This is a genomic window from Cellulophaga baltica (assembly GCF_900102165.1).
Taxonomy (GTDB): domain Bacteria; phylum Bacteroidota; class Bacteroidia; order Flavobacteriales; family Flavobacteriaceae; genus Cellulophaga; species Cellulophaga baltica.
The window spans coordinates 153063-166116 of record NZ_FNBD01000006.1; the positions used below are offsets into that span (position 1 = coordinate 153063).

The 13054-nt window shown below is 32.7% G+C and carries 12 protein-coding genes and 1 pseudogene; 10 read left to right on the forward strand and 3 right to left on the reverse strand.

What is annotated here, in order from left to right:
- Positions 1 to 5: 5 nt before the first annotated feature.
- The 3 genes from BLQ19_RS11840 to BLQ19_RS11850 are packed head-to-tail and all read right to left on the reverse strand — an operon-like array spanning position 6 to position 2414.
- The gene (locus BLQ19_RS11840) at positions 6 to 872 is read right to left on the reverse strand and encodes a TssN family type VI secretion system protein (RefSeq protein ID WP_074538487.1); all 867 of its coding nucleotides are present in this window, start codon (positions 870 to 872) and stop codon (positions 6 to 8) included.
- A 5-nt stretch (positions 873 to 877) separates the two neighbouring features.
- On the reverse strand, positions 878 to 1786 hold the full coding sequence (locus BLQ19_RS11845; protein WP_074538488.1) for a hypothetical protein: 909 nt from the start codon (positions 1784 to 1786) through the stop codon (positions 878 to 880).
- A 4-nt stretch (positions 1787 to 1790) separates the two neighbouring features.
- Positions 1791 to 2414, reverse strand: a complete 624-nt coding sequence (locus BLQ19_RS11850) for a C40 family peptidase (protein WP_052085160.1) — start codon at positions 2412 to 2414, stop codon at positions 1791 to 1793.
- A gap of 61 nt (positions 2415 to 2475) precedes the next feature.
- On the opposite strand from BLQ19_RS11850, the gene BLQ19_RS11855 reads away from it, so the two are divergent.
- The 10 genes and pseudogenes from BLQ19_RS11855 to BLQ19_RS11905 all read left to right on the forward strand — a co-directional run.
- On the forward strand, positions 2476 to 3498 hold the full coding sequence (locus BLQ19_RS11855; RefSeq protein ID WP_029446549.1) for a PKD domain-containing protein: 1023 nt from the start codon (positions 2476 to 2478) through the stop codon (positions 3496 to 3498).
- A gap of 158 nt (positions 3499 to 3656) precedes the next feature.
- Positions 3657 to 4043 (forward strand): type VI secretion system tube protein TssD, encoded by a 387-nt coding sequence (tssD, locus tag BLQ19_RS11860; protein WP_024480874.1) that lies wholly within the window; start codon positions 3657 to 3659, stop codon positions 4041 to 4043.
- 128 nt (positions 4044 to 4171) lie between these two features.
- Complete coding sequence (locus BLQ19_RS11865) at positions 4172 to 4621, forward strand: hypothetical protein (protein WP_024480875.1); 450 nt, start codon at positions 4172 to 4174, stop codon at positions 4619 to 4621.
- Positions 4622 to 4636: 15 nt separating this feature from the next.
- Complete coding sequence (locus BLQ19_RS11870) at positions 4637 to 5995, forward strand: DUF5458 family protein (RefSeq protein WP_024480876.1); 1359 nt, start codon at positions 4637 to 4639, stop codon at positions 5993 to 5995.
- Positions 5996 to 6153: 158 nt separating this feature from the next.
- Positions 6154 to 6543, forward strand: a complete 390-nt coding sequence (tssD, locus tag BLQ19_RS11875) for a type VI secretion system tube protein TssD (protein ID WP_024480877.1) — start codon at positions 6154 to 6156, stop codon at positions 6541 to 6543.
- Between the two features lie 52 nt (positions 6544 to 6595).
- Complete coding sequence (locus BLQ19_RS11880) at positions 6596 to 7564, forward strand: hypothetical protein (protein ID WP_074538489.1); 969 nt, start codon at positions 6596 to 6598, stop codon at positions 7562 to 7564.
- A 645-nt stretch (positions 7565 to 8209) separates the two neighbouring features.
- The gene (locus BLQ19_RS11890; protein ID WP_074538490.1) at positions 8210 to 9220 is read left to right on the forward strand and encodes a DUF4138 domain-containing protein; all 1011 of its coding nucleotides are present in this window, start codon (positions 8210 to 8212) and stop codon (positions 9218 to 9220) included.
- The gene (locus BLQ19_RS11895; RefSeq protein ID WP_024480881.1) at positions 9217 to 9753 is read left to right on the forward strand and encodes a conjugal transfer protein TraO; all 537 of its coding nucleotides are present in this window, start codon (positions 9217 to 9219) and stop codon (positions 9751 to 9753) included. The genes BLQ19_RS11890 and BLQ19_RS11895 overlap by 4 nt, the downstream gene beginning before the upstream one ends.
- A gap of 9 nt (positions 9754 to 9762) precedes the next feature.
- On the forward strand, positions 9763 to 12156 hold the full coding sequence (locus BLQ19_RS11900) for an SGBP N-terminal domain-containing protein (RefSeq protein ID WP_074538491.1): 2394 nt from the start codon (positions 9763 to 9765) through the stop codon (positions 12154 to 12156).
- Positions 12157 to 12187: 31 nt separating this feature from the next.
- Positions 12188 to 13054, forward strand: a pseudogene (locus BLQ19_RS11905) (hypothetical protein); the annotation flags it as partial.

Here is a 13054-nt window from a genome sequence, read left to right on the forward strand (position 1 = left end):
AAATATTATATACGTTGGCACACTACGGTGTCGCCATCATTCAGATTGTTTTGTTCTACGGTTAGTGATGAATTAATATGTTTTGAAGCTCCAAACCATTTAGGTTTGGTTTGAAAATACCAGCCAAATGGATCGCCAGAGTCTTCAAGAAGCTCAATTTTAGTAGTGGTTTTTTTACTGTTGTAATCATTAATGAAAAAGAAAAACAACCTACCAAAATCCATATCTTTAGGTGCTTTTGCTTTAAAACTTGTTAGATGAGTTTCTTTCGTGTTTTTATAAAACATAAAGTTTAAAACAATCATATTGCTTAACTCATAATGCTTAGGAGATTCATATTTATTACCTAAAGGGTAATACCATTTAGAATATAACTTTACAGGTACGCTTATAGCATAATTAAACAGTGCATAAAACGCGGTAGGCACTACAAAAGTGGTTGTAATTAAAAAATAATAACCTAGATACTTTAGATCTTGAAAGTAAGAGGCAACCATTATAATAGGTACAACAAGCACCAAGGCAGTTACAAAGGCAATTAGTAATTCTTTAAACTTATTTTCTATTTCAAATTTGTCGAAAAAATAACGGACAAAGTACACATGTAAAGCTCCCAATAAAAAAGAAAAACTAAGCATGGAAAAGTACCGAAGTAATACGCCTGTTTGTTTTAAGTTATAGACAATACACGTAAATATTCCCATTACGACAATACCTGATATCAAATAGATATAAAACTTCTTGCGTTGTTTTTTAAAACCAGGTGTTTTAGAAGCAAATAAGGTAAGTACAAGTATCGTGATCACCACAATAATCATAAAAGGCATCAATGCTTCAAAGCTTATTAATGTTTTTAAGTAACGTTTTATCATGAAAATTATATTGTAGAAGATATACCAAGTCGACCAGCAAAGATGGCATCACTCAGTGTAAAGTTTTGTTTTTTCTGAGGCAAAGTAAAGTCTATTTCAAAATCACTCTCAAAAGGCATGGTGTGATCTAAAAAATACTGCATTACTAAACTAATTTGTCCTTTAGGTAAATAGTCATGAATTTTTTCGGGGTTTTTAATATTGTTAATATTGAACGTATATTTTGGCAAATAGGAAGCACCGGTGGTTGCCGTCGCTAAATTTACGCCTAATTGCAAGGTATCGTTATGTTCGTGTGTGTTAGGAATGGTGGTGTATGTTTTGGTTATGGTTAAGCTTTCTTCGATTATTGTTTCTAATACTTGCTGTATTAACGTTAAATTTCCTGCAATCTTATGCATAAAGGGAATTGCTTTCAAAATTTTTCCGGCCATGACATGTGGTATGTTAGAATTGATCTCCCATAAGTCTGACAAGAAATAAACTAATTCAGAATTTCCCAGCGATTCAAAAATACGATCTTCTTCTCGTTCTACTTCTACTCTGTGTAGAAAAAATTCTTCCTCTAACGGATTAAAAAACTTTTGGGCTTTTTCTTGCTCTACTTTTCTATTCTTGTAGGCATTGACCATATCATTTACAAACCCAGTACTACCAACAGTTTTATGAAAAAAACGTTCTGGAAAAATATTGTAAAATCCACGACGACTAAGATGAACAACTATATTCTCCTTATAAACATCATCTTCCCTAATACCAGAAACATCGGGGCTATACCTTCTTTTGAAATAATCAGAATAGCTGTAAGAAACATCAGAGAATTCTTTGATTCCCGCCGCAAATGTTTCTGCTTTTATATCAAAATCCAAGCCATCAAAATGTTCTCGAATTTCCTGTAGTATATTGTTTTCCATTAAATTATTTTAATAAGGCTCTAGCAGAAGAAACATATTTATCTTGCCAATACGCATCTTTCAAATTTGCAATTTCTACCCCTCTTGGTGAATTAGATCCTAGAAACATTCCGTTTTGTAAATAGATGCCCACATGAGAGATTACTTTTTCTTTGTGTCTTAGTCTAAAAAAGATAAGATCTCCGTTTTTTAAATTTTTCTGACTTTTAAAAGCTACATCCAAATTGGCATCAAATTGCTGTTGTGAAGTTCTAGGCAATTCTTTTTCGTACACAACGTCATATACATGTTGTACAAATGCAGAACAATCTACACCTCTTTTTGTGGTTCCTCCCCATAAATAAGGAACGCCAAACCAGTCTTTAATTTTACCATATAACTTTTCATTCTCAAGCTCTTCTGTAGGAATATTCAACGCCTTAGCAAACTCCTCTTTTTCCTCATAAGTAAGGTAGGTAGTTGTGGCTACTCTTTCTGGTTCTTTTACAACAAGAGCTTCTTTTTCTTTCAACCTATGTGCTTCTTCTATTTGTTTTTTATAGTACATTTGGTCTACACCTTTGGAAGTGTTTTTACCACAACCTATAAATTGCACAATAAGAATTAAAAACATCAGTTTTAGTTTCATAGTAATAATTGTAATTTTAAGGATAAATATAAGAGTTTAATAATTTCTATTACCAATTTTAATGAAAAGTAATAATATAAAAACCCACTTTGACCGAAACGTATTTCTAACTTTTTTAGTATTACTTGTTGTAGGATTAATACTAATCTCGTTTAAAATTAACAGTAAGGTTGATTGTGGAAACCCTGATTTTAAGATCATAGCAAATTCTTTTACCACAGAAGATTTAATCGAATTTAATAGCATTGATGATTCTGGTGTTGAATGGGAGTGGGATTTTGGTGACAAAACTAACACAAAATTTCAATCTAATGTAGCACATCAATTTACAAAACCGGGAACTTATAAAGTAGCATTACGAGTAAATGGACAATGTGATGTGGTTAAGGAGATTACCATTAATGAGAAGAAAGAATTAATTTCTCCTGAATTAATTCCGAACATAATTTTGCCTACGAATGTTAAAGTAGGTGAGGAGGTTGTATTTTCAAGTGATGCGCCATTCGCAGAATCTTGGCAATGGAGTTTTGGTGAGTCATTGCATATTGATGGAACCAACAAAGAGGAGAAATATACATTTAAATCTCCAGGAGAGAAAACAATTTTATTGGTTGTAAACGGTGATAGAAGACATGAGTCTAGACGACGAATTGTTGTTTTAGATAGTAGAGGAGAACGTCAAGTAATAACACCAAGAAACCGAGTTGATCCTATTGAGACCGCTTTAGATAATATTAATGATTCTTTAGTGCTTCCACCCACCGTAACCGTTCCTGAACCTGTTGTAGAGCCGGAGGTTAAGAAAATTGTAGTTTCTTCTGATGAGATTTTACAAATGTTAGTGGGGTATTCAGAAAGAAGATTAGATGACAGAGCTATGCGTTCTTATTTTTGCTATAGTAGTATTCCTGTCTTTAATAAAAGTGGTAAACGCTATACGGTGAATCAGCTTTTTAATGCTATAAGAGATCAAAAAATTGAAATCAATAGTTTAAACTTGAGAAAGAAGGAAGATACGGGTTGTATTACTAGTATGACTATTGATATGAAGATTAAAAAAGGACTCTTTTCTAAGACTTTTTAACGGATTATATATATAATAAGGTAAGAAGTTCTTATTTAAGACTTTATGATGCAGTTCATCGAGTTTATTTTCTACTTCTTAAAATAGTTTTTATATTTACGATGTCCTTATGTGACGTTATATAAACTAGGCAGTATTTGCCACAAAAACACATTATTATGGCTTTCAAAGCAAGATTAAAAGTAGCAGGAAAAGAGTTCAACATTTTACATTGTTCTTATGATTTGAACCAAGAAGTAGATCCTACAGGAAGACCTTCTTCTGTAACAAGAGGTGGTCGTATTAACTTAACTGTTGAGTCTAACGGAGAAACTGGATTTTTCGAATGGATGACTAATAACTTCGAAAGAAAAGATGGAACTATCGTTTTCGTAAAAAGAGATAACGATGCTACCTTAAAAGAAGTAAACTTTAAAGAAGGTTACTTAATCAAGTACAGAGAGAATTTTGAGTCTTCTGGCCAAAATCCTTTAACTGAAACTTTCACTATTTCTGCAAAAGAATTATCTAGTGGTGGTGGTGAGCATATCAACGAGTGGGTATAATCTCATAAAAATTACATATTTTCTAAAAGGAGGCATACTTAAATGCCTCCTTTTTACGTTTATCTTCTATATAACTATTGTAAATAACTTTTTTTGATTAAATTTAACCAACTTAAAAAATATAAAATATGGCTAGTAATTTTGGAATAGGTGCTAATGATGTTAAAGGCGATGCAAGTGAAGCTCTAAATGAAATTCCACAAAACAGAACTTTAATTGCAGGTAAATTAACTCCGAATACGCCAATAAAGCCAGAGGTAATAGAAGGTTTAAGAACTGTAGAAGATATTTTCGAACATTTTAGACCTGAATTAAAGGTCCCTTTTGAAGATAAAAATGGAGGAACAATAAATGAAACCATAAAATTCAGCAATTTAGGCGATTTCGGTAAAAAAGGAATTACCAATAATAGTGTTTTTTTAAAAGAATTAGAAATTGAAAGTGATCAGTATAAAAAAATCATTAAGCAATTAAAAACCAATAAAATTTTAAAATCTGCATTACAAGATCCAGAAGCAAAAGAAGCGCTAATAGATACTATTGATGCATTGATTAACGAAATAAAAAACACTAAATAATTACGAAAAGCAATTATGGCGAATACTTCACAAAACAACCAAGAGTCGCATTTAAGTGACAAACCTTTTATAGATCAAATTAAAGAAAAAGCAGACGGGTTAGCCAAGTTTGGTGGATTTGATTTATTAGAATCAGCGATTGATGATGTACAGAATTTAAATCCTGACCGTAAGGCCAGAAGAAAAATGTTCTTAACAGAGAACGGAAAAAAATCTGAACGACAAGCTTTACAGAAAATTCTTGAACTTTGGTCAGAAACTTTAAAATCTGGTGACGATATCCTTGATCAAGTACAATCTGCAGATGATAAATCTAAACAATCATTAGAGCTATTAAATAAAAACATAAAACAAGCACTAGAAGAGTCGGAAGAATTAGAATCTTCATACCGCTCTGTAGCGCTTTTCTATAAAAACACAGATTTACCATCTTTAAAAAATGTGTCTATAGTAAATGCAGAATTAGACCAATTAACAGATTTAGATAACACACGTTTCTTTGACCATATTAGAGAAGAATTAGTATCTAAATATGACCGATTGGATTTAAGAGAAAACTATTCCTTAATGGTTTTACCAGGGTATTTAGGTTCTAAATCTGTTGTAGACAAATGGGCAAAATTAGCTCACGATAATAAAGTAACTTTAGTAACGGATTTCGCGCATTTAGATGAGCCGGATGACGTTATGGAAATGTTTGAAAGTGCCAATCTTGCAAGTGGTGACATGTATTTATCAAACACTATTATGACCTGTAATTGGTTAGTAGGTAGAGGTAAGCATGCAGAGGTAGGAGAGGAAGAAGATTTACACGTTGCACCTTCTGGAGCTTTAGCAGGTAAAATATATAGAACTCTAATGTCTCAAGTAACTGCAGGTAAAAAACACGGTGGTTTAAGTGAAGTAGATGGTGTTGCCTTTGATTTAAGAAAAGGTGAAATAGCTAATTTAGAAAACCTTGGCCTTGTTCCTATGGTTAATGAATATGGCAAAGTGATGGCATTTTCTGCAAAGACCTTATTTAATGGCGATAACTTAGGGCTACAAACCTATTCTGTAGTGCGTGTTTTTGATTATGTAACTAAAGTATTAATGGATTTTCTTAACCGTAGAGCTTTTGAAAACTTTAATGCTAAAACTAGAAACGAAATTCATAAACAAATTGTACATTTCTTAGACGGAATTACGGGTCCAGATAAATTGATAGAAAATTTTGAAATCAAAAAATTTGAACAAGATCCAAATCAATTAGACCGTATATTATTAGATGTAAGACTTAAGCCTTATTTCCCTGCTAAAAACTTTTTGATTAAAATGGATGGTCAAAAAGGTGATGAAGGTTCTGAATGGGATACGGATTACGAACAACAATAAAATAATTTACAGTACATATACCAACACCTCTAAGGCTATATAGTTTTTAGGGGTGTTCTTTTTTGAGAAATAAATCGATGTAATTTATCGACTTTTTTTTGATACTAGGATATTAGAACGTACTTTAACCACTGATAATTATATTAATACCATAACCTATGTCTTTTTTAGCAAAATTAATTGTAGATGGTCAAGAATACAACGTGCTTCATTGTGCGTATAATTTTGAACAACCTATGGATCACACTGGCAAACCTTCAGGAAAACCAAGAGGTGGTCAAATAATGATTACTATTGAATCTCAAGGTAAATCTGATTTATTTCATTGGATGATGGAACCGGAACAAACTAAAGATGGTGCAATCTTATTCTATAAGCGCGATGCTTTGTCACGTTTGCAAGAAGTAACCTTTACTAGAGCTTTTTGTGTAAGTTTGGAAGAGGAGTTTGATGCTATCGATGATGTTCCTATGCAAAAAAGAATTGTGATTTCAGCAAGTACCATTACTATAGGTGATATGGTTTTTGAAAATAGTTGGGGGGAGTAGTAAGAGCTAAGAATTATAACCTTATTCATCATTAAATAATATCCTTTTAGGAATGAGCACTATAGTAGATTTAAAGCTTAGGCATGATATAAAACGTAGCATTAGAAAATCTAAAAGTGCTACTAAAATTTCTATGGCTCAAATCAAGGGAGATAATAAGGTTTCTCAAGAATTGATTTCAAAAAAATTCGGGTCGACTTTAAAAAGAAAACTTAAGCAAAGTTATGAGAGTTCTAATCTAAAAAAGGCGTTCAATAACTATATAGATTTAGATGTTTTAGAGTTTGAATTTCCAATATTGATTAATGGAGCTGTAAGTTCGGATGAAGAAAGAGCTGACGCTTCCTATTGGAGTCCGTATCTTTTAGCGGCCACGGCTAGAGAAACTGGATATATTCCATCAAAATTTCATTATATAGATGGAGATCAAGGAATGTGGGCAAGCACAAGGGAGAAAGCGGGAAAGAAAAAAGGAAAATTAGATGCTCCCAATGTTTGGAAAAAGATGAAGAATTCCCGGAATGACAAAAATGAAATTACAGAACAGTTACAAGTTATTTCGCATAGTAGAGGATCTGCTTTCGGAGTAGCTTATATGGAGTCTCTTTCAAATGAAATAAAAAGTTTAGCAGCTAAAGAAGGTTTGAGTTTTGCATACGACGAAAACCATATTATTGAGTATTCTGTTAACCTTGGGCCGCATCAGTCTAACAGTATTACATATCCTAAGAATCTTACCAGAAATATAAATATCAGCCATTACAAAGATTATCTTTCAGGGGATGACGCAAAGGGCAATGTTATAAATATACATTCAAATGCATTAGATGATTCTGGTGATAAAATTCTAGAACACGGAAATGATACTTATACCATAGAATTAGAGGGTGTTTTAAAAATACTAGAAAACTCCCATAAATCTAAAACTGATCAAATTATTAATTATTACAAGTATTTAGATACAAAGAATTACGGTAAATCAAAAATCAAATCTGGTTCAAGTCATTTATTAAAATCATAATTTTTGTAAATGAGTGAGGATACTACCTATTGTTTAGTTTTTTTTCTGATAACATTATTTTTATGTTTTATTATTTTCAAAAAAGATAATAAAACCGGAATAATCAATTTTATCGTGCTTATTTCTTATGTACTAATTATTTTAGCATTTAGACTTTTTAAATCAGCATATGGAAATTCATTAGTATGGCTAGTATTATTCTTGGTGCTAAGTAGTATTCATATTATTGTTTCCATAATTTATTTGATAATGAAAAAGCTTAAAACAAATAATCATTAACTATCCCTATAGACTCATTCTATAAATAAGGTTTAATAATTTATTTAAAAAAAAGAATTTCCTTAACTAGTAATTTTCAACAAAGAAAAAACCTATAAAAATTAATAAGGTTTGTTTTATATTGCTGGTTACCACATCTTCATAAGGGTAGGCAAATGACAATCAGAGAAGCGAAGACAAGATTTTTTTAAGATATTATTTGTATTTGGACTAATATATTTCGGCTATTATTTTCATTTATTTATCTTTAGCTTTTTCATTTCTGAGAAAATAACCAATATTTTTAATCAAAATTGTACTTTTGCATATTAAATCTCGTAATAAGCCGTTAGTTAAAAGCAGTTGTTGATTTACGAAAAACCTCTTATGAAGAAAAATTATTTTTTTTTAATAGTGTATTTAGTTCTTATGGGCAGTGTTACTGCTCAGGATAACGCTAAACCATTAACTGTAGAGGCCAATGAATTTACTACAGTAACCCTTTTCTTTCCAACAGTGATTGAACAGGTTATTCCTCCAGCAAGCAATTATAAGTTCGAATTTGATCAAGGAAATACTATTGGAACCTTAAAAGCTAGAAAGGGAACGCCCAGTAATATGACTGTAATAACCACGGATGGTAGTATTTTTTCAATAGTACTTAATTATTCACAAAAATTAGAAAAGTATACCCATATTATAAATGCGAATCAGGCGGTAGGAGCTATGAATTCAGGAAGTTCTGCGACGCCACCAGAGCCAGAGAATACTACAATTGTTCAAGCAAATCCTAAGCCAAACGCTCCACCCGAAAGTGTCGCACCCGTAGCGTCTAATATAGATCCTCGAGAAACAATTAAAACTCCGCCAACGGATATGAATGTTAGTCCTGACGTTTTTGAAGGATTTTCAAATCAACCAAATACGGATCCTGAGTTATATTCTGATTCTGAAAATGATTTATATAATTTAGATCGAGAGGAGTATTACAGCATTTTTTGTGAAAACAATTATTTACAAAAGAGTATCTTAAAACGTAGTTTCCGTCAAAATAAGAAAATCATTGTTCGTCTTAATAATATTTTAGTAGATCGTGAAGAAATATATTTTATGCTTTCTTTAGAAAACACTTCTAAAAAAGATTACAACGTAAATGGACTCAGCTTTTTTATTAAAGAGAGCCACAGAGACAATAATCCTTCAATATTAGAACCTGTACACACGTTTAATTTACAGAAAATTATTGATCCTGAAAGTAATAATGAAATCGTATATGTTTTCAAAAAATTTCCTTTACAAACCAATCAAATAGTGGAAATTGTTTTAGACGAAATAGATAGTTCTAGAATGGTAATTCTTCCCTTGGATTATAAATATTTAAACTTGTTATCTAAATGAAATATTTTTTATTGCTAATTGTTTTATTAGTATCAAATTTTATTCACGCACAGGCTTTTTCAAATTCTGTAATGGGGGCTGCTGGTAAATTCGGAGATGGCTATGGAGGTGAAATGACCTTTAATACCAACTTAGATGAATACTCTTTTACGCAGATAGCTTTAGATGTTTCTTTATCTAATTATACCTCTGGAGAAGTAACTATTCCTTATTCAAGTTATACGGTTTCCTATTCTTATTTCACGACATTATATGCCACCGCTAGAAGATACAAAGTACTAAGTATTGGAGCTGGTTTATTGGCTGGTTATGAGCTAGTAAATGGTGGTAATGAGGCTTTTTCAAATATTGTTTTCTTAGACGGACAAAGTAAACTGATTTATGGAGGAACAATTGGAGCTGAAATTGATGTTATAATTAGTAATAGATTATCTATCGTAGCTAAAACATCTCAGTTCTATCATATGAATAGCGATTTTGGTCAATTTACAAACTTTTCAGGTTTAGGGCTTCGCTACTACTTTTTTAGGTAATTCTTATTTATGAAGTTAAACTACAGGTATATTTTTACACTTTTTGTATCATTGGCAGTCATCATTGCATGTACAAAAGAAGTAGGACTATATACTGAAGTAGAATTTGAAATTTCTGAAACTCATGTAGCAGATGGTTTTATAAATACACCGCTCGCTACTTCCATTACTGTTACTCCAGAAGAACTAGTGGAAGGGTATTCTTATACCTATTCCTATAAAATTAATACAGGCGAAGGGTATTTTCAAGATATAGCAGGAAATACAATTACGGAAGGAGATAAAATAGGGTTGAGTCCATTATCAGCCTCATTAAATTATATAGCCACGGAAATTGGAGATCACTCGATCACTTTTAATGCAGAAGATACTTTTGGTTTTCAGGAGCAGGTTACTTTATCTTATGTTATTACAAATGTTCCCGTTTCTTGGACGGTCACAGGACCTTCAGGACAAGTACTTTTAGGTAGCTCACAAGATATTACAGTTATTTTAGGGAGTGAAACTACAGCTACCGGAGTTACCTATGAACGGAATTATTCCTTTACTCAAGGTACAGGTACGATAACATCTTCTCCTAGTGGAGCGAATGAAACCCTTAATGAATTAATTAGTATTACACCAGGAACATATACCTTAACTTATGTTTCTACAGAACTAGGACAAACAACTTTAGAGTTTTTATTGAAAGATTCAAACGGACAAGAACTACTTCAAACCGTAAATTTTGAAGTAGTAGATGAACTTTCTACCGAAAAAGAAATTACTTCATTTATAGTAAATGGAGTAGCAGGGACAATTACAGGAACTACTATTGATGTTGTACTTCCTGAAGGAACCGATTTGACTGCTTTAGCACCAGTAATTATACATAATGGGGCAAGTATTTCGCCGGAATCAGAAACAAGTCAAGACTTTACAAATCCAGTAATTTATACAGTTACGGCTCAAGATCAAACAATTCAAGAATATAGCGTTACTTTAACTGTCGAAGGAAATGAAGCCAAAGATATCACTGATTTTGCAATTGATGGTGTTGATGGAATTATTACAGGAACCAATATTTCCCTAACCTTACCCGCAGGAACAGATGTTACCTCATTAAGTTCTACGGTAACTCATACTGGTGCTTCTGTAAACCCTACTTCTGGAGTAGCGCAAGACTTTACAAGCCCTGTGGAGTATACCGTTACCGCAGCAGATGGAACGACTAAAGTGTATACTGTTACGGTGAGTTTAGCCCCAGATCTTAGTAGTGATAATAACATTACATCATTTAGTATTGATGGAGTTGCTGGCGTCATTTCAGGAACGACAATTGCCGTAACACTTCCTGCAGGAACAAATGTAAGCAGTCTAACGCCTGCTATAATTCATACTGGAAATACGGTAAATCCAAATACTGGAATGGCTCAAGATTTTACAAATCCTGTAGAATATACTGTTACGGCTGCAGATAACACGACTAAAGCATACACTGTTACGGCTATTATTTCAGCTGCTGCTAATATAGATCCTGTAGCTATTGACGACAACTTTACAGTAATAGAAAATTCTTCAGACAATACCTTAGATGTTCTTGATAATGATAGTGATGCTGATGGAACCGTTTTAACTATTACAACTATAGAAACAGCTATAAATGGTAGCGCAACAATTGCTCCCGGAGGGCAATCTATACTTTATAACGCGACTAGTGGGAACGATAGATTTGACTATACGATTGAAGATGAAGATGGAGCTACTACTATGGCCACAATTGATATTAATGTAGTGCCAAATCAAAATCCTACGGTAGAAATTGACGATTTAATTTTAATACCTAATGGTAATTTCCCTAAAACGATAAGTTTTGCTGTGGCTAATTCAAATGATACTGATGGAACCATTGAAAATTACGAGTGGAATTTTGATGATACAGGATCTGTGGGTAATGTGGTGAATACCGAAGACCCAGATGTAATAACACATACATTCAATAGTGCCGGTACCTATGATATCGTTTTAACAGTAACTGATGATCTTGATGCTACAGGGTCTGATACTGTCCAAATTATTCTTGAAGAACCACTTGCGCCAGATTTTTCTTTCAGTGCTAATCCTTACGATCCTGTTCCAGAGGGAGGATATCCAAATGGAGAAGTAAATCTTTATTTTAACATAAGCCCTAACAGTAGTATGCCTGAAGGAAATTATACTATGATTATGGAGACAGGAAAGGGGACTTTAGAACTAGGAGGTATAAATTACAGAGAGCGAATTGAAATTCCAATGACGGCAGGCTCCATAATTGGAGGGTATACAGACTTGCTTCTAAGTAATGTTGTAACAATAACTTTTACCGTAACAGAAATTTTTACAGGTATTGAAAAAACACAAACAATAACTTTAACTTATCAATAAATAGGCATAAAACTAACCCAAAACAACCACAATGAAAAACCTATTTAAATACATTTTTGGTGTTCTAGCAATACTGGTAATAATAATAGCCTGTACTAAAGAGGTTGGGCTATACACTGAAGTAGAATTTGAAATTTCAGAAACTCATGTAGCAGATGGCTTTATCAATACACCTCTTGCTACTTCCATTACCGTTACCCCAGAAGAACTTGTAGAAGGATATTCATATTCGTATTTCTATAAAATTAATTCTGGTGAAGGATATTATCAAAATGAATCCGGAGTTACTATTGCTGAGGGAGATAAGATAGGTTTGAGTCCATTAACAGCCTCAATGAATTATATTGCCACAAAAATTGGAGATCACTCGATCACTTTTACCGCAGAAGATACTTTTGGTTTTCAGGAGCAGGTTACTTTATCTTATGTTATTACAAATGTTCCCGTTTCTTGGACGGCAACAGGACCTACAGGACAAGTTTTGTTGGGTAGCTCACAAGATATTAGTATTACTTTAGGGAGTGAAACTACCACTACAGGAGTTACCTATGAACGGAATTATTCTTTTTCACAAGGAACAGGTACAATAACATCTTCTCCTAGTGGAACGAGTGAAATTTTAAATGAATTTGTTAGCATTACGCCAGGAACCTATACCTTAACCTACGTAGCTACAGAACTAGGACAAACAACTTTAGCGTTTTTATTGAAAGATTCAAACGGACAAGAAATACTTCAGACCGTAAGTTTTGAAGTTATAAATAAACTTGATACCACAGCTCCTGTAATAACTTTAATTGGAGGTGATATTTCTTTAGCAGTTGGAGATGCATATACTGACGCAGGGGCGAATGCAAACGATGATGTTGATGGGGATATTACCAGTGAAATTGATATT

Coding starts and splice junctions, on each gene's coding strand:
- BLQ19_RS11840 (WP_074538487.1), bottom strand. CDS start 872: ATGATAAAACGTTACTTAAAAACATTAATAAGCTTTGAAGCATTGATG.
- BLQ19_RS11845 (WP_074538488.1), bottom strand. CDS start 1,786: ATGGAAAACAATATACTACAGGAAATTCGAGAACATTTTGATGGCTTG.
- BLQ19_RS11850 (WP_052085160.1), bottom strand. CDS start 2,414: ATGAAACTAAAACTGATGTTTTTAATTCTTATTGTGCAATTTATAGGT.
- BLQ19_RS11855 (WP_029446549.1), top strand. CDS start 2,476: ATGAAAAGTAATAATATAAAAACCCACTTTGACCGAAACGTATTTCTA.
- tssD (WP_024480874.1), top strand. CDS start 3,657: ATGGCTTTCAAAGCAAGATTAAAAGTAGCAGGAAAAGAGTTCAACATT.
- BLQ19_RS11865 (WP_024480875.1), top strand. CDS start 4,172: ATGGCTAGTAATTTTGGAATAGGTGCTAATGATGTTAAAGGCGATGCA.
- BLQ19_RS11870 (WP_024480876.1), top strand. CDS start 4,637: ATGGCGAATACTTCACAAAACAACCAAGAGTCGCATTTAAGTGACAAA.
- tssD (WP_024480877.1), top strand. CDS start 6,154: ATGTCTTTTTTAGCAAAATTAATTGTAGATGGTCAAGAATACAACGTG.
- BLQ19_RS11880 (WP_074538489.1), top strand. CDS start 6,596: ATGAGCACTATAGTAGATTTAAAGCTTAGGCATGATATAAAACGTAGC.
- BLQ19_RS11890 (WP_074538490.1), top strand. CDS start 8,210: ATGAAGAAAAATTATTTTTTTTTAATAGTGTATTTAGTTCTTATGGGC.
- BLQ19_RS11895 (WP_024480881.1), top strand. CDS start 9,217: ATGAAATATTTTTTATTGCTAATTGTTTTATTAGTATCAAATTTTATT.
- BLQ19_RS11900 (WP_074538491.1), top strand. CDS start 9,763: ATGAAGTTAAACTACAGGTATATTTTTACACTTTTTGTATCATTGGCA.